Below are 16,774 nucleotides of genomic sequence, written 5' to 3'. Positions count from 1 at the left end.
CGAAGCACTGCTTCGCAAGCGCCCGAACGCACAGCCGCCAGCGGCTGGGCCGGACTGGGGGTTTACGGCGTCCCCCGCAACCGGACCCACCCCGCCATGCCACGGATACCCAGCTCTTGACGTTGCTTCAGTCGAGCATGGCTCGACTCTACGGCAGGTGCAGGGCTGCAAGCCCTGCAAAAACACCCCCTCAGGCAACTCCGTTGTCGACGTGCTCGGCAAACCCTGGCTGCTGCCGCAGGCGCTCGAACCAGGCGGCCACGTTGGCCAGCGCCGGCTTGTTGCCCGGTGTGCATCGCCAGCGCTGGGTCGACAGCCCCAGCACGATATCGGCCAGGGTGAAGGCATCTCCGGCCACGTGGGCATGCTGCGCCAGCTGCGCATCCAGCATCGCCATCAGCCCGTTCCACTGCACCAGGCTGGCCTCCGCCCGCGCATCGTCCGGGTAGTCGGCATGACCACGCACGCGGGCCATGAACACCGCGCGCCACGCCGTGTTCAGATCGGTGGCCTGCCAATCCATCCATTGCTCTACCCGCGCCCGCGCCTGCGGTTGCATCGGCAGCAGATCATCGCGCCCGGCACGCGCGGCCAGGTAGCGGCAGATGCTGTTGGATTCCCACAGCACGAAGTCGCCCTCGCGCAGCACCGGTACCTGCGCGTTGGGGTTCAGCCCGCGCAGCAGCTCGGCCGCCGGGGCCATGTGGTGCCGCAGCGGCTGGCCCAGCACGGCCGCCAGCCACAGCACCTTGCGCACGTTGATCGACGACGGCTTTCCGTACAGTTCCAGCATGGTCAGGCGCAGCGTTTGAGACGGGGCCAGCCTACACTGGTGGCATGCAAACTGAATTCCTCATCGTTGGCAGCCTCCTGCTGGCCATCCTTGTCCTGCAGCTGGTCGCCCTGCTGCGCCGGCCCCCCCATGACCGCCTGGAACAGGCCGTGCGCGAAGAGGCCCGCAGTGGCCGCAGCGAACTGCGTGAACAGCTCGATGGCTTCGCCCGCGCGCTGACCGATCTCTCGACCCGCACCGACCAGCGCCTGGACCTGCTGCGCGAAGCGCTGGGCGAAGACGCCCGCAAGGCGCGCGCCGAAGCGGCCGACAGTCAGCAGCGCAGCGGCGCGCTGCTCGGCCAGCGCCTGCAGGAGCTGCGCGCGCAGCTGGAGGTGTTCGGCCAGCAACAGGAAGCGCGCATCCATGCCTTCGGCCAGCAGCTGCAGGAACTGACCACGCGCACCGATACCCAGTTGGGCGCGCTGCGCCAGACCCTGGTGGACGATGCGCGCAAGGGCCGCGAAGAAGGTGCGCAGTCGCAGCAGCGGCTGACCGAAAGCCTGGGCCTGCGCCTGCAGGAACTGACCCAGCGCAACGAGCAGCGCATTGCTGAAATGCGCGCCACCCTGGAAGAGCAGCTGCGCGCGCTGCAGACCGACAACGCGCAGAAGCTGGAACAGATGCGGGTAACGGTGGACGAGAAGCTGCAGTCCACGCTGGAAACCCGTCTGGGGCAGTCGTTCAAGCTGGTGTCCGAGCGCCTGGAACAGGTGCAGCGCGGCCTGGGCGAGATGCAGCAGCTGGCCACCGGCGTGGGCGACCTGAAGCGTGTGCTGACCAACGTGAAGACGCGCGGCAGCTGGGGCGAAGTGCAGCTGGAGAACATCCTGGAACAGACCCTGATCCAGGAACAGTACGCACGCGCGGTGAAGGTGCGCCCGGACAGTGGCGAGATGGTCGATATCGCGGTGCGCCTGCCCGGCCGCGCCGCCGACGATGCACCGGTGTGGCTGCCGATCGATTCCAAGTTCCCGCGCGAGGATTACGAACGTCTGCTGGATGCACAGGAGCAGGGCGACGCCGAACTGGTGCGCGTGCAGGGCGCACAGTTGGAACGGGCGGTGAAGATCCAGGCCAAGTCCATCTGCGAGAAATACATCGTGCCGCCGCACACCACCGATTTCGCGGTGATGTTCCTGCCCACCGAAGGCCTGTACGCCGAAGTGATCCGCCGCCCCGGGCTGGTGGACCTGCTGCAGCGCGACCATCGCGTGGTGGTGGCGGGGCCGACCACGGTCACCGCGCTGCTCAACAGTCTGCAGATGGGCTTCCGCACCCTGGCCATCGAAAAGCGCTCCAGCGAGGTGTGGAGCCTGCTGGGCGCGGTGAAGACCGAGTTCGGCAAGTTCGGTGATGTGCTGGACAACGTGAAGGCCAAGCTGGACCAGGCCAGCAAGCAGATCGACCAGACCGGCGTGCGCACGCGGGCGATCGCGCGCAAGCTGCGCGAGGTGGAATCGCTGCCGGCCGAACAGAGCCGACAGCTGTTGCCCGATGGCCTGGCCGCAGACGAAGCACCCGAAGCCGACGACGCCGGGCAGGGCTGACACACCGTTTGCACCGCGTGGTGCGTATGCTGGCGGCCTCGATTACCGCCAGCAGGTCCAACCATGCGCCTTCGTTTCCTTGCCAGCCTTGTCCTGGGCGTGCTGCTGGCCGCCTGCAGCAGCACCCCGCCAGCGACCGATGCGGCGGCACAGCCGGCCGCGGCCGACACCGCTGAAGCCAGCCAGGCCTACCAGGAAGCGCGCGATGTTGACTGCCGCGCTGCCGGCGGCACCCTGCAGCCGCTGGGTCGGCTGCAGCGCGTGCAGTGCGTGATTCCCTATGCCGATGCGGGCAAGACCTGCAGCGGCAAGCAGGACTGCAGCGGCCAGTGCCTGGCCACCGGCGAAACCGAAGCAGGCGTGGTCGCCACGGGTACCTGCCAGCGCGATGTCAGCCAGAACTTCGGTTGCCGCCAGCGCATCGAAGCGGGCAAGGCACAGGGCACGATCTGCGTGGATTGAGCGCGCGCAGCACGCGCGCGGCGCTATGCTGGCAGACCTTTCCCGCCATTGCCGGAGCACCCGCGTGAGCACCCCGATCCAGGACATTTCCCTCACCACCATCGACGGCCAGCCGTCTTCCCTGGCCGACTACAACGGCAAGGTACTGCTGCTGGTGAACGTGGCCTCCAAGTGCGGCCTGACCAAGCAGTACGAAGGCCTGCAGGCGCTGTACGCCGACAAGCAGGCGCAGGGCCTGGAAGTGCTGGGTTTCCCGGCCAACAACTTCCTCGGCCAGGAGCCGGGCAGTGAAGCCGAGATCCAGCAGTTCTGCCAGCTGACCTACAACGTCAGCTTCCCCATGTTCGCCAAGATCAGCGTGGCCGGTGAGGACATCCACCCGCTGTACCAGCAGCTGACCGCCGCCCAGCCGCAGGCCATCGGTGAAGGTCCGCTGCGCGAGCTGCTGACCGGCAAGGACATTCCCACCCTGCCGGCGCCGGCGGTGCTGTGGAACTTCGAGAAGTTCCTGATCGGCCGCGATGGCCAGGTCATCGCCCGCTTCGCACCGGACGTGGCCGCCGATGATGCGCGCCTGCGCGAAGCGGTCGAGGCCGCCCTGGCCGCCTGACCCCGCCGGGGTCGGATCCCTTTCCACCGGAAAGGGCTCTGACCCCAGGGCAGCGGCAAAAAAAAACCCCGCCAAGGCGGGGTTTTTTCATGCGCCGGTCGCAGCGATCAGTTGCTCCACTGCGGCATCGGCATGGCATCGACCGGAATGGGCGAATTGGCATCGTCGCTGCCACGCTCGCGCTTGCCACGCAGATCGTTCTCGATCTGGTAGTTGCGGCGCTGCAGCCAGGCATCGCGGGTCAGCGCGTACTCGTCCACTGCGCTGTCGCGGATATCGTCCAGCGCCATCAGCTGTGCGCGGGTGTCCACCAGCTGCAGGCCCTGCAGGCCGATACGCACCTTGTCTTCCTCGATGGTGCGGATGGGCGACAGCGGAATGTCACCGGCCAGGCCGAACACATCGCGCACGGTACGCGGGCCGAAGAACGGCAGTTCCACGTAGCGCGAACGGCGCCAGCCCCAGGCGCCCAGGGTCTGCCCGAAGTCTTCATTGCGACGCGGGACCATGGCCTTGCTGGCCGGATCGAACAGGCCACCGATACCCAGCGTGCTGTTCATCAGGAAGCGGCCCAGGGTGTCCCAGGCATCGCCCGGTCGGCCCTGCAGCAGCTGGTTGGTGATGGTCAGCGGCGAACGCAGGTTGCTGAAGAAGTTGCTGACGCCGGTACGGGCAAAGCGCGGCACCACGTGGGTGTAGGCGGTGGCCAGCGGGCGCGCGACGCCGCGATCAACCGCGTTGTTGAACGCATGCACCTTGCGGTTCAGCGGCTCCCACGGGTCGTAGGCCGAGGCATCGGCGGTGGCGGCATTGCTGCCATACAGCGCATCGAAGTCGTCATCGTCGCCGGCTGCGGCGGTGGTGTTGCCAGCGCTGCCCGCCTGGCCGGCCGGCGGCGTGGCTGCGGTCGCGGCGGTCGCGGCGGTAGCCGGTGCGGCGGTCGCACTGTCAGTGGTCGGCGCCACATCGGTCGCCGGCACGGCATCGCTGGCCACCGGTTCGCTGGCGGCGGCCGGCACCACGGTGTCGGCCACGGGCGCGTCGCTGCGCGCGGGCTTGCCGGCGCACGCGCTCAGCGCGGCGGCAACAAGAAGAAGGGAGATGGCGCGTACGACGTTCATGTCAGCTCGCAGCAGAAGGTGCGGTGAAATCCAGGGTGGGCGACAGCCGGTAGGCCGCGCTCAGTTCGTTGTAGCCGGCCGGTGCGCCGGCGATGGCCAGGGCATGGCCCTGTGCGCGTGCACGTGCGGCCAGTTCGGCCAGCAGCGCCAGACCGGCGCTGTCCACGCGTTCCACGTCGCCCAGATCCAGCCGTGCCAGCTTGGCCGGCAGGGCCTGCAACTGCGGCCAGAGGGCGATGACCGCGGCGCGGTCCAACACCCCGCGCAGGCGCAGGGTGTCGCCTTCCAGCTGCGCCAGCGGTTTACTTGCCATTGCCCGCCGGCCCGGCCTGCATGCTGCCGCTGCGCAGTTCGCTGGCCACCTGCTTGATGCCCTTCTGGCGCAGCGGCGCGTCGAACTGGTTACGGAAGGTCTGCACGTAGGAGATGCCTTCGATGTTGACGTCGAAGATCTTCCACTGGCCGCCCACGTTGCGCATCCAGTACTCCACCGGGGTGCCCTCGGCACCGGCGCGCACCAGTTCGGTGGCCACGCGCACGCCGCGGTTGCCCGGCAGCGGGCTTTCGCCCTTCAGGCGGAAGCTGGGCTTGCCCTGGATGTTCAGCAGGGTCGAGCCGTAGCGCTGCATCAGGCTGTCGGCCATGGCATCGGCGAACAGCTTGATGTCGGCGTCCGAGGCGCCGCGGGCGTGCGTGCCCAGCACCAGGCGCGCGGCGTAGTCACGGTCGAAGGTGCGGTTGAGCTCGCTGTCGATGTAGCTGCGCAGGCTGGCCGGGTTGCTGCTGAATTCGCTGCGGCGCTGCTGCAGGGTGTTCAGGATGCGGGTGCTGGCATCAATGACCACCTTGCCGGCCTGGCCCTGCGGCGCGGCCACGGCCGGTGCGGTGGACTGCTGTGCCTGGGCCAGCAGCGGGCTGGCCAGCAGCAGCGAGGAAGCGAGCAGGGCCGGGATCAGTTTCGTCTTCATGGTTGCGGTTCCGTTGCAGGCGCGGGGGCGCTCTCGTTGGATTTCTGTTCGGTGCCGCCACCGGCGCCACCACTGAACATGTACTTGCCCACCAGCTGGATCAGATCGACCGCCGGCTGGGTGAAGACAATCTCGTCACCGGCCTTGAGCACGTCCGGATCGCCGCCCGGCTGCAGGCCGATGTAGCTTTCGCCCAGCAGGCCGCTGGTGAAGATGCCAGCCGAGGTATCGGCCGGCAGGTCCTTGATCTTGCTGTCCATGCGCAGGGTCACGATCGACTCGAACTTCACCGGGTCAAGATCGATGGCCGCCACTTGGCCAACCGTCACACCGCCGATCTTCACCGGTGCCTGCTTGCGCAGCTGGCCGACCTGCGAAAAGCGCGCCTTCAGCTCGTAGCCCTGGCTGCCCCAGCTCCAACGCTGGTTGGTGGAGGCAACGGCCAGCACCATGAGCGAAGCCAGGGCCAGCAGCAGGAATGCGCCGACGGAGAATTCAAGTCTGGGACCGCGGATGGCCATGTGGAATACCTGATCGTCTCTGGGTGGCAGCGCGCCCTGCGCGCCGCCGGTGGAAAGGGTTACGTGAACAGCATTGCCGACAGCACGAAGTTGAACATCAGCACCAGCAGCGAGGCGTTCACCACCGCACGGGTGGTCGCCACCGAGGTGCCTTCGATGGTCGGTTCGGCGTGGAAGCCCACATACGAGGCCACCAGCGCGGCGGTACCACCGAAGATGGCCGACTTCAGCATTGCCACGCCGAAGTCGTCCCAGAAGTCCACGCTGTTGCGCAGCGCCGACCAGAACACGCCGTTGTCCAGGCCCAGCACATGCACGGCCTCGAAGTAGCTGGCGCTGATGGCCAGCGAACAGAACACGCCGGTCAGCAACGGCACGGTCAGCACCGCCGCCCAGAAGCGCGGGGCCACGGCCTTGGCCACCGGGTCGATGGCCATCAGTTCCAGCGCCTTGATCTGGTCGGTGGCGCGCATCAGGCCCAGCTCGGCGGCGATGGAACTGCCGGCGCGGCCGATGAACAGCAGCGCGGTCAGCACCGGCGCCAGCTCGCGGTACAGCGACAGGCCCAGAAGCGTGGACAGCGCGTCGGCTGCACCAAAGGTGGTCAGCGTGCGGTAGCCCTGCAGGGTCAGCACCAGGCCGACGAAGGCACCGCCGACGGCGATGATCGGCAGCGAGCGCGCGCCGATCTTGTAGATCTCGCGGGTAAGCTCGGCCAGGAAATCACGGGTGGGCAGCGAACCGCGCAGCACGGTCAGCGAGAACAGACCGGCGCGGCCCAGCGAACGGGTGGCTTGCACGAACGGCATCAGGCGACCCTCGCCCGCGGCGCAGCGTCAAAGGGAATGGGGCCGTCGGGCTGGCCATGCAGGAACTGCCGCAGCAGCGGGTCCTGGCTGGTCTGCAGCGCTTCGGGGCTGCCCTGGAACACCACCCCGCCGTTGGCGATGGCGATGACCTGGTCGCAGATCGGCAGGGTCTCGTGCACGTGGTGGCTGACGATGATGCTGGTCAGGCCCAGGCTGTGGTTCAGGCGCTGGATCAGGCTCATGATCACCCCCGAGGCGATCGGGTCCAGCCCGGTCAGCGGCTCGTCGTAGATCATCAGCGGCGGGTCCAGGGCCAGCGCGCGGGCCAGGGCCACGCGCCGCGCCATGCCGCCGGACAGCTCGCGCGGCCAGGCATCGGCGGCGGCCAGCAGGCCTACCGCGTGCAGCTTCATCTGCACCAGCCGGCGCAGCACCGGCGCCGGCAGGCGGGTGTGTGTGCGCAGGGGCAGGGCGACGTTCTCGGCAACGGTCAGGTCGGTCAGCAGGCCATTGCCCTGCAGCAGCACGCCCACGCTGCGGCGCATCTCCAGCAGTTCGGCGCTGCCCTGCGGAATGGGCTTGCCGAACAGGGTGACCTGCCCGGACACCGGGCGCAGTTCACCGGTGAGGGCGGCCAGCAGGGTGGACTTGCCGCTGCCGGACGGGCCGAGCACGGCGGTGATGCTGCCCTGCGGAACCTGCAGCGATACATCGCGCAGGATCGTGCGCCCGCTCCGGTCGATGCGGACGTTGGACAACTGCACCAAGCTGGAGGCGGAAGCCGACATGGGCACCATTAACGTTTTTTCGACAGGGCAGAATCGGGCCAGCCGGCTGAACATAAGCGGACTGGACGGTGCAGTATTGTGGCACGCCATGCCACCCGCGCGGCCGGGACAATGCCGCGGTATCCCGGAACAATCCGTACCGGTCCTGCCAGTACACCATTGAATAGCGGCGGTCGTGCGGCACACTGTGCACGATGAGTGACCCCGGCAACGATTTCCGTCTCTACCATTCCAACTCCCTGGATGTGCTGGCCGCGCTGCTGGCGCGCAACGTGCGTGCGCCGGTTCCCGGCCAGCCGCTGCTGGCCCCGGAGGTGGTGCTGATTCCCCAGGTGGCCATGCGCCGCTGGCTGCAGGCCACCCTGGCGGCCGAGTATGGCGTAGCGGCGAACCTGGAGTTCCTCACCCCGGGCGAGTTCGTTGCCCGCGCCCTCAACGCGAACGTGCCCGGCGAAGCCGACGACCTGGACGCGGCCGGGCTGCACTGGAAACTGTACCGCGCCCTGCGCGATCCGTCGCTGTTGGCCCAGCCGGCGATGCGCGCGCTGCAGTCCTACCTGGCCGGTGGCGACACCCTGAAGCCGTGGGCGCTGGCCGGCGAACTGGCCGCCGTGTTCGAGAAATACCAGGCCTGGCGCCGCGACTGGCTGCTGCGCTGGGATGCCGGTGCCGACCCGGACGATCCGCAGGCGATCCTGTGGCGGGCCATCGCCCATGGCCAGGGCTACCGCGCGCGGCGCATCCAGGACTACCTGGACCGCTACGAAGGCGCGGGCAAGCCGCTGCCGCAGGGCCTGCCGCCGCGCCTGTCGGCCTTCGCCACGTTGAACATCTCGCCGGACGTGCTGCGGGTCATGGCCACCCAGTCGCGGGTGGGCGAACTGCACTTCTATATGCCGACCCCGGTGCAGTCGTACTGGGGCGACCTGCAGACGCTGGCCGAGCGCCTGCGCAGCGGTGCGCCGGACCCGTTCGGCGAAGCCGCCGGCGAAAACCGTCTGCTGGAAGCCTGGGGCACCGCCGGCCGCGACTTCATGGCGGTGCTGGGCAGTTACGAGGTGGTGCATCCGGCCGGCGAGATCGCCGCCTATTCCGACCCGGAAGAAGACACCCGGCCCACGTTGGCCGAAGGCGGCCTGGCCGACAGCCTGCTGCACCGCCTGCAGCGCGACCTGTTCCACCGCCGCGCGTTGCCGTCGGGGGAACTGCGCGATGGCCTGCACAGCGATGACCCGAGCCTGCAGGTGCATGCCTGCCACACCCGCCTGCGCGAACTGCAGGTACTGCACGACCAGCTGCGCGCGCTGCTGCAGGACCCGCGCTTCGATCCCCCGCTGCAGCCGCGCGACATCGCGGTGCTGGCGCCGGACATCGACCCTTACGTGCCGTACCTGGAAGCGGTGTTCGGCGGCCGCAGCGGCGAAGAAGACCACATTCCCTATGCATTGGCCGACAGCAGCCCGCTGGCCGGTGAGCCGCTGGCCGATGTGTTCGTGCACCTGCTGGGCCTCCCGGTCTCGCGTTTCGGCCTGAACGAGATCCTGGATCTGCTGGCCAGCGCGCCGTTGGCAGAGGCTGCGGGCCTGGAGGCGGTGGATTTCGACCGCCTGCACGGCTGGCTGCAGCAGGCCGGCGCGCGCTGGGGCATCGATGCCAACCACCGCGGGCAGATGCAGGCGCCGCGCGATGACGCCTACACCTGGCAGTTCGCGCTGGACCGGCTGCTGCTGGGCCACGCCACCGGCAGCGACGTCGATCTGGCCGGTGTGGCGCCGTGGACCGAACTGGAAGGCGGCGCGCTGGACGCGCTGGACCGGCTGCTGCGCCTGTTGCGTGTGCTGGCGGTGTACCAGCGCCGACTGGGTGACACGCTCACCCCGGCACAGTGGCGCCAGCGTCTGCTGGCCCTGCTCGATGCGCTGCTGCCCGAAGCGCCCACCTCACCCAACAGCCAGCGCGCACTGGAGCGACTGCGCAAGCTGCTGAACCAGTTTGCCGACGATGCCACCCGCGCCGGCTTCGAAGAGGGTGTGCCACCGGAGGTGGTGCGTGCGCACTTCGCCGGTGCGCTGTCCGAAGCCGATACCCGCGCGCCGCTGCTGACCGGTGGCATCAGCTTTGGCCGCATGGTGCCGATGCGCCTGCTGCCGTTCCGGGTGATCTGCGTGCTGGGCCTGAACGATGGCGACTTCCCGCGCCGCGACCCGGCTGCCGGCCTGAACCAGCTCACCGCCGAACTGGATACGCCGCGCCGCCGCCCGGGTGACCGTTCCACCCGCGAGGATGACCGCTTCCTGTTCCTGCAGTTGTTCGCCGCCGCCCAGGACGTGTTCTATCTGAGCTACCTGGGGGCGGACCCGCGCGATGGCAGCGTGCGTGAACCTTCGGTGCTGGTCAGTGAACTGATCGACGCCGCGGCCGCCTACCACCAGGACCCCGCCACGGCCACGCGTGACTTCACCGTGCGCCACGCGCTGCAGCCGTTCTCGCCGGCCGCGTTCGGCGAAGGCGATGGGCGCCGCTTCAGTTACCGCCGGCAGTGGCACCCGGCCGCCGGGCGCCTGTCCGGCCAGCGCAGTGGGCTGCCCGCGTGGTTCGACGCGCCGCTGCCACCACCGCTGGACGATGCGGTGGAAGCGGAGGTCGCACTGGATGCGCTGCGCCGCTTCCTGTGCGACCCGGCCGGACAGTTCCTGGCCCAGGCACTGGGCCTGCGCCTGGCCGACGAGGTCGAGGAGGTGGACGACCTGGAGCCGCTGGTGCTGTCCTCGCGCGGGCCGGAAAAGCGCAGCGTGCAGGCCGCCGTCGTGCGCGCCACCCTCAGCGGCGATGCCGAGCCGCTGTACCCGCGCCTGCGCGCGCGCGGCCTGCTGCCGTCCGGTGCGCTGGGCGAGCGCCAGTTCGAAGCCGAACAGCTCAAGACCCGCCCCTATGCCAGCGCGATGCTGGGCTGGATGCGTGGGCAGCCGCTGGAAAGCCGCCGCTACGACGTGGATATCGACGGCGTGCGCCTGCATGGCCGGGTGGCCGACCGCCATCCCGAGGGACTGGTGCGCCTGCGTGCCGGCACGCTCAACGGCAATGCGGTCATCCGCCAGGGGCTGGATTGGCTGCTGGCCAACGCCGCCGGCGATGCGCTGCCGCTGGTGCAGTTCCATGATGGCGGCGACGCCGGTCCCGGCCCGCACCTGCTGCCTGCGCTGAGCGTGTCCTCGGCGCGCGCTGCCCTGCGTGCGCTGCTGCAGCTGCGCCAGCGCGGCCTGCGCGAGCCGCTGCGCTTCGCCCCGTACACCGGCTGGGTGCTGTTCACCGCGCCCGTGGAAAAACAGCGCAGCGAAGGCTGGAAGCAATGGCACGGCAGCGACCGCAGTTGGGGCGAAGCGAACAGCGATGCCTGGCAACTGCTGTTGCGGGGTGCCGATCCCTTTGCCGATGACGACAGCTATGCCGATCTGCTGCGCAACAGCCAGATCGTGTTCGGTGCGGTACGTGACGGGCGCGGTCCCGCTGGCACCAGCAAGGAGGCCGACGCATGAATGCCCCCGTTGATCCCTACCTGCTGCTGCCGCTGCACGGTATCGGCCTGATCGAGGCCAGCGCCGGCACCGGCAAGACCTTCACCCTGGCCACCCTGTTCACCCGCCTGGTGGTGGAACAGCGCCTGCGCATCGGCCAGATCCTGGCGGTGACCTTCACCGACGCAGCGACCCAGGAACTGCGCAAGCGCATCCGCGAGCGCCTGGCGTTGGCCGCGCGGCTGGTGGACCTGCCGCCGGCCGCCGACGAGGCCCCCGACGCGCTGCTGACCCGGCAGGTGCTGCAGCGGCACCTTGATGGGGGCAGCGAAAGTGCGGCCGCCCTGCAACGCCGGCTGCAGGTCGCCGCCGACGAGATCGACCTGGCCTCGATCTTCACCATCCATGGCTTCTGCACGCGCGTACTGCGCGAATACGCACTGGAAAGCGGGCATACCTTCGATCCGCCGGAACTGCTGGCCAGCGACCGCGAACTGCTGGAGGAACTGGCCGCGGACCTGTGGCGCGTGCACGCCAACGACCCGGCCACGCTGGAACCGCTGACCTGGCTGTGGTCACACCCCGATGCGCTGGCCTCGGACCTGCGTGCGCTGCTGGCCTCGCCACCGCTGTACCCGCGCCCGCAGGCGGTGGCGGTGGACGACCCGCGCCCGGCCCTGCAGAGCGCGGCGGCAGAACTGTCGCTTGCCGTGCGTGAGCATGGCGAACAGTTCTTCCTGGATCTGTGCGAAGCGGTCGACAACAAGTGGATCAACGGCGTGTCCTACAAGCTGGGCTGGCTGCACCCGCTGGGCCGGCAGCTGCTGGCCTGGGGCGAGCGCGGCGATGCGACCGAACTGCTGTCCAGCGAGCGTCTGCCGGCCCTGCTGCCCGATGCGCTGGCGGCCAAGACCAACAAGAAGTGCGTCGATCGCACGCCGTCTTCGCCGCTGCAGGCACCGCTGCAGCGCTACGTGGCGCTGCTGGACCAGCGCGAGCAATGGCTGCGCGGCACCGCACTGAACTTCCTGCATGCCCTGCGCGAGGAGGCCGCCCAGCGCCTGGCCGCACTCAAGCGCACGCGCCGGGTACAGACCTACGACGACCTGATCGACGGCGTGGCCCAGGCCCTGGAGGGACCGCAGCGCCTGGACCTGGTGCGCAAGCTGCGCCAGCAGTACCGCATCGCACTGGTCGATGAATTCCAGGACACCGACGATCGCCAGTGGGGCATCTTCCACACGGTGTTCGGTGATTCGGCCGAGGTGCAGACCCTGGGCCTGGCACCGGCGCTGTTCCTGATCGGCGACCCGAAGCAGGCCATCTACGGTTTCCGCGGCGGTGACATCCACACCTACCTGAAGGCCAAGCAGGCCGCGCAGCCGGCGCCGCCGTTGGACCAGAACTTCCGTTCGCGGCCGTCGGTGCTGCGCGCGCTGCAGGCGCTGTATGACAACGGTGGCGACGAGGCCTTCCTGGAGGCGGGTATCGGCTTTGAGCCGGTGCGCCCCGGTGGCGTGCGCAGCGATGACGATTACCTGCGTGATGGTGCAGCGGCACCGGCACTGACCCTGCGCGTGCTGCGCAGTGACGGCGACAAGGCGCTGGGCGCCGACGCCTCGCGCGCGGCAGCGACCCAGGCCTGCGTGGCCGCCATCCACCAGACCCTGGTCGACGCCCGCGCCGGCGCGGCGGTGCTGCGTGGCCGGCCGGTGCAGCCCGGTGATATCGCCGTGCTGGTGCGTTCGCACCGCGAGGCAACGCTGGTGCAGCGCGCGCTGGCCGCGGTGGGTATTCCCGCCGTGGCCGCCGGCAAGCAGAGCCTGTTCGCCACCCGCGAGGCCCGCGATCTGCGCGCGTTGCTGCTGGCCTTGCTGCAGCCGGCCGACGAAGGGCGGCTGCGCGCCGCGCTGGCGACCGTGCTGCTGGGCCAGCCCGCCAGCGCGATCGCCAGCATGGAGCGCGAAGGGGACCTGCAGCGTGGCTTCCAGACCCAGCTGCTGCATTGGCGCGAGCGTTGGCAACGCGGCGGCCCCTTCGCCGTGGTGGCCGATGTCTGTGCCGCGCAGGGCGAACGCCTGCTGGCCCTGATCGATGGCGAGCGCCGGCTGACCAACTACCTGCAGCTGGGCGAACTGCTGCAGGAGGCCTCGGCGCAGGCACTGGGCATGCATGGCCTGCTGGACTGGCTGCAGGGGCAGATGGTCCATGCCGACCAGAACGACGAACAGCAGCTGCTGCGCCTGGAATCGGATGCGCGGCGGGTGCAGATCATCACCCTGCACAAGAGCAAGGGCCTGGAATACCCGCTGGTGTACCTGCCGTTCGTTGGCATCGACGGCGGCGCGCCCAACAACGCGGCGCACTGCACCGTGCACCTGGACGGCCAGCGCCAGCTGCACTGGAAGCTGCACAAGGACGAGGCCTGGGAGGCCGCCAGCGGCCAGCGCGAACGCGAACAGCGCGCCGAGGACGCCCGCCTGCTGTACGTGGGCCTGACCCGCGCCGAGCACGCGCTGTGGATTGCCATCGGCGACCTGGCCGGACTGGGCAAGACCCGCCTGGCGCCGCTGCTGGGCGATCTGCAGACCCTGCGCACGCATGCCGACGTCTGCATCGACGACAGCGCGCCGGTGCTGCGCCTGCCGCAGTTGCCGACCGAACAGGAAGGCGACCTGCCGGCCGTGCGCAGCCTGACCCGGCGCGTACCGAACGACTGGTGGGTCTACAGCTTCACCCAGCTCGCCCACGCCGATGCCGGCAACGATGTCGAAGCGGCCGCCACCGAACTGCCGGCACCGGCCGCCGACGAACCGGCCGGCGCCGAACTGCCGCTGGAACCGGCTCTGCCCGAAGCGGCCGCCGCCGATGCCGACAGCGTGCCGCCGGACCCGCGCTTCATGGGCAGTCGTTTTGGCAACGTGCTGCATGAGGCGCTGGAGAACGTCGATTTCGCTGCGTGGGGTAGCTGGACGCCAGACCAGCCCGCGCCCGAAGGGCAGGCCGCGCTGCTGCGCAAGGCGCTGCACGATGAAGGCTATGCCGATCAGGACCTGGACGATGGCGTGGCCGTGCTGGTGCCGCTGGTCGGCCACACGCTCACCGTTGGCCTTCCCGAGGGTGGTGCTCTGCACAGCCTGGGCGAGGGCGAACGCCGCGCAGAAATCGAGTTCCACTTCGCCATCGAGCCGACCAGTGTGCCGGCGCTGCTGCAGCTGCTGCACGCCCATGGCATTGCCAGCGCACGCCGTGGCTTTGGCCTGCGCCGCCGGCTGGAAGGGCTGATGACCGGCAAGATCGACCTGACCTATGTGCGCGATGGGCGCTGGTACGTGCTCGACTACAAATCCAATCGATTGCCGGGCTACGGCCCGGACCTGCTGCAGATCGCCATGCGCCACAGCGAATATGACCTGCAGGCGCTGATCTACACCGTGGCCCTGCACCGCTGGCTGCGCTTCCGCCTGGGCCGCGCCTACGACTACGCGCGTGACATGGGCGGCATCCGCTATCTGTTCTGCCGCGGCCTGGACGGCAATGGCAACGGGGTCCATGTCGACCGCTTCGCACCGGAGCTGGTGGATGGGTTGGACGCGCTGTTTGCTGGTGGCGATGCCGCCCATGCCGCACTGGCCGCGCGTGCCATCGGAGCCAGCGCATGAGCACCAGCCTGCTGAAACAGCTGTACGTGGGCCGCCACCTGCGCACGCTCGACCATGCCCTGGCCACCAGCCTGCTGCGGTTGCGCGACGATACGCCCGATGCCGTGGCGGTGGCTGCCGCGTTGGCCTCGCTGGCGGTATCGCAGGGCCATGCCGGTTTCGATCCGGCGCAGCCCGGTCGCCTGATCGAGGGCGTGACCGCGTGGCCGCCGCCGCCGCAGTGGCTGGCCCAGCTGCGGGCCTCGCCCTGGGTGGCACAGCCCGATGACCCGGACGCCGCTGCCGATGAGGCACCGCTGGTGCTGGAAAACGGCCTGCTGTACCTGCGCCGCTACCGCGAATACGAGCGGCAGCTGGCCGCCGGGCTGCAGCGCATCGGCCGGCACCCGCTGCCGGCGCCGGACATGGCAGCGCTGGCGCCCTTGTTCGCGCGTCTGTTTCCCGCCGCCGCCACGCAGGAAGACCACCAGGCACGTGCGGCCGGGGTGACCCTGCGCCACCCGCTGGCGTTGGTCACCGGCGGCCCCGGTACCGGCAAGACCACCACCATCGCCCGCCTGTTGCTGCTGCTGGCCGCGCAGGCCCTGCAGGCGGGGCAACCGGCACCGCAGGTGGCCCTGGCCGCGCCCACCGGGCGTGCCGCCGAGCGCATGGCCGAAAGCCTGCGCCTGGCCGTGCAGCGGCTGCAGGAAGCAGGGCTGGACCCGGCGCTGTGTGCGGCATTGCCGAGCACCGGCACGACCTTGCATCGCCTGCTCGGCGTCATTCCCGATTCGCCGCGCTTCCGCCACCACGCCGACAATCCGCTGCCGGTGGATGTAGTGGTGGTGGACGAAGCCTCGATGATCGATCTGCCGCTGATGGCCAAGCTGGTCGATGCCATTGCCAGCGGTACGCGGTTGATCCTGCTGGGCGATCCGGACCAGTTGCCCTCGGTGGAAGCCGGCGATGTGCTCAGCGCGATCCTGCGCGCCAGTGGTGATGGCACAGGCACCCGTGTCGACGACGCGCAGGCCCTGCACGGCCTGCTGGCCGCGCCCACCCTGCAGCCGCAGGCGCCGCCAAGCGCCTTCGCCGGCCGCCGCGTGCAGTTGCAGCGCGGCTATCGGCAAAGTGATGCGCTGCAGCTGGCACCGCTGGCCCAGGCCGTGCGCGAGGGCGATGCCCGCACCGCGTTGTCGCTGCTGCGCGACGGCAGCCTGTCCGGGGTCAGCTTCCACGAACACGATGCCGATCCGCTGCGCGGCCAGCGCGAGCACCTGCTCTCGCACTGGCGCGCGCTGGCCGAGGCCGACGACCCCGGCCGCGCGCTGCAGCAGGCCGGCCGCCTGCGTGTGCTCACCGCACTGCGCGAAGGCCCGCAGGGCGCGCGCGGTCTCAACAGCCGCATTGAGCAGCTGCTGGCCGGCAACACGCCCGGCTACTTCCAGGGCCGTCTGCTGCTGATCACCGAAAACAGCTATCGGCACCGGCTGTTCAACGGTGATATCGGCATCTGCCTGCGCGACCCGCAGGGTGCGATGGCGGCCTGGTTCCCCGGCGACACGCTCGACCAGCCCCGCGCCTTCCATCCGGCCGCACTGCCCGCGCACGAAAGCGCCTTCGCGATGACCGTGCACAAGGCACAGGGTTCGGAATTCGATGAGGTCTGGCTGCAGTTGCCGCGGCAGGACAGCCGCGTGCTGTCGCGCGAGCTGGTCTACACCGGCCTGACCCGCGCCCGCCAGCGCCTGCACCTGGCCGGCAGCGAAGACGTGCTGGTGGCGGCGCTGAAGCGCCACGCCAGCCGCCTGGGCGGCCTGGCCTGGCGGCTGGGTGCATGACCGGGGTTGCGCCGGCGCATACCCTGTAGAGCCGAGCCACGCTCGGCTGATGGATCTGAGTCGAGCATGGCTCGACTCTACAGAAGCGTTCTGGCCACCGGGAAATTGTCGAA

13 protein-coding genes are annotated in these 16,774 nt (G+C 69.6%); 6 read left to right on the top strand and 7 right to left on the bottom strand.

Features of this window, described 5'->3' with window-relative positions:
* Positions 1–190: 190 nt before the first annotated feature.
* Positions 191–793, bottom strand: a complete 603-nt coding sequence (locus G4G00_RS20995; RefSeq protein ID WP_108754661.1) for a glutathione S-transferase N-terminal domain-containing protein — start codon at positions 791–793, stop codon at positions 191–193.
* Positions 794–837: 44 nt separating this feature from the next.
* Here G4G00_RS20995 and rmuC point away from each other — a divergent pair, with 44 nt between their 5' ends.
* The 3 genes from rmuC to G4G00_RS20980 all read left to right on the top strand — a co-directional run bounded on the left by rmuC (position 838) and on the right by G4G00_RS20980 (position 3,454).
* Positions 838–2,382 carry a DNA recombination protein RmuC gene (gene rmuC / locus G4G00_RS20990; RefSeq protein WP_108754660.1) on the top strand — a complete coding sequence of 515 codons (1,545 nt, stop codon included), beginning with the start codon at positions 838–840 and terminating at the stop codon, positions 2,380–2,382.
* A 63-nt stretch (positions 2,383–2,445) separates the two neighbouring features.
* Positions 2,446–2,844 carry a hypothetical protein gene (locus G4G00_RS20985; RefSeq protein ID WP_108754659.1) on the top strand — a complete coding sequence of 133 codons (399 nt, stop codon included), beginning with the start codon at positions 2,446–2,448 and terminating at the stop codon, positions 2,842–2,844.
* Positions 2,845–2,908: 64 nt separating this feature from the next.
* Positions 2,909–3,454, top strand: a complete 546-nt coding sequence (locus tag G4G00_RS20980; RefSeq protein ID WP_108754658.1) for a glutathione peroxidase — start codon at positions 2,909–2,911, stop codon at positions 3,452–3,454.
* A gap of 107 nt (positions 3,455–3,561) precedes the next feature.
* Here the strand turns inward: G4G00_RS20980 and G4G00_RS20975 are convergent, their stop codons facing one another.
* The 6 genes from G4G00_RS20975 to G4G00_RS20950 are packed head-to-tail and all read right to left on the bottom strand — an operon-like array spanning position 3,562 to position 7,661.
* Positions 3,562–4,575 carry a VacJ family lipoprotein gene (locus G4G00_RS20975; RefSeq protein WP_164276340.1) on the bottom strand — a complete coding sequence of 338 codons (1,014 nt, stop codon included), beginning with the start codon at positions 4,573–4,575 and terminating at the stop codon, positions 3,562–3,564.
* 1 nt (position 4,576) lies between these two features.
* Positions 4,577–4,888: an STAS domain-containing protein gene (locus G4G00_RS20970; RefSeq protein WP_164276337.1), complete on the bottom strand. Its 312-nt coding sequence runs from the start codon at positions 4,886–4,888 to the stop codon at positions 4,577–4,579.
* Positions 4,878–5,543, bottom strand: a complete 666-nt coding sequence (locus G4G00_RS20965; protein ID WP_108754656.1) for an ABC transporter substrate-binding protein — start codon at positions 5,541–5,543, stop codon at positions 4,878–4,880. Before G4G00_RS20965 ends, G4G00_RS20970 begins: the two co-directional genes overlap by 11 nt.
* A complete protein-coding gene (gene mlaD, locus G4G00_RS20960; protein WP_164276334.1) occupies positions 5,540–6,064 on the bottom strand; it encodes an outer membrane lipid asymmetry maintenance protein MlaD in 525 nt (174 codons plus the stop codon). Before mlaD ends, G4G00_RS20965 begins: the two co-directional genes overlap by 4 nt.
* 59 nt (positions 6,065–6,123) lie before the next feature.
* On the bottom strand, positions 6,124–6,873 hold the full coding sequence (locus tag G4G00_RS20955) for an MlaE family lipid ABC transporter permease subunit (protein WP_108751406.1): 750 nt from the start codon (positions 6,871–6,873) through the stop codon (positions 6,124–6,126).
* A complete protein-coding gene (locus G4G00_RS20950) occupies positions 6,873–7,661 on the bottom strand; it encodes an ABC transporter ATP-binding protein (protein ID WP_164276331.1) in 789 nt (262 codons plus the stop codon). Before G4G00_RS20950 ends, G4G00_RS20955 begins: the two co-directional genes overlap by 1 nt.
* 194 nt (positions 7,662–7,855) lie before the next feature.
* Between G4G00_RS20950 and recC the strand changes: the two genes are divergently transcribed.
* From recC to recD, 3 genes are read left to right on the top strand one after another with little or no spacing between them, the layout of a single operon-like run.
* Positions 7,856–11,197, top strand: a complete 3,342-nt coding sequence (gene recC, locus G4G00_RS20945; RefSeq protein WP_164276328.1) for an exodeoxyribonuclease V subunit gamma — start codon at positions 7,856–7,858, stop codon at positions 11,195–11,197.
* Positions 11,194–14,838, top strand: a complete 3,645-nt coding sequence (gene recB / locus G4G00_RS20940) for an exodeoxyribonuclease V subunit beta (RefSeq protein ID WP_164276325.1) — start codon at positions 11,194–11,196, stop codon at positions 14,836–14,838. Before recC ends, recB begins: the two co-directional genes overlap by 4 nt.
* A complete protein-coding gene (gene recD / locus G4G00_RS20935) occupies positions 14,835–16,661 on the top strand; it encodes an exodeoxyribonuclease V subunit alpha (protein WP_164276322.1) in 1,827 nt (608 codons plus the stop codon). The genes recB and recD overlap by 4 nt, the downstream gene beginning before the upstream one ends.
* Positions 16,662–16,774 lie beyond the last annotated feature (113 nt).

The organism is Stenotrophomonas sp. B1-1 (assembly GCF_010894375.1).
Classification (GTDB): Bacteria; Pseudomonadota; Gammaproteobacteria; order Xanthomonadales; family Xanthomonadaceae; genus Stenotrophomonas.
The sequence above is the reverse complement of the archived record's forward strand: the minus strand, read 5'-3'. Positions and strand labels throughout refer to the sequence as shown.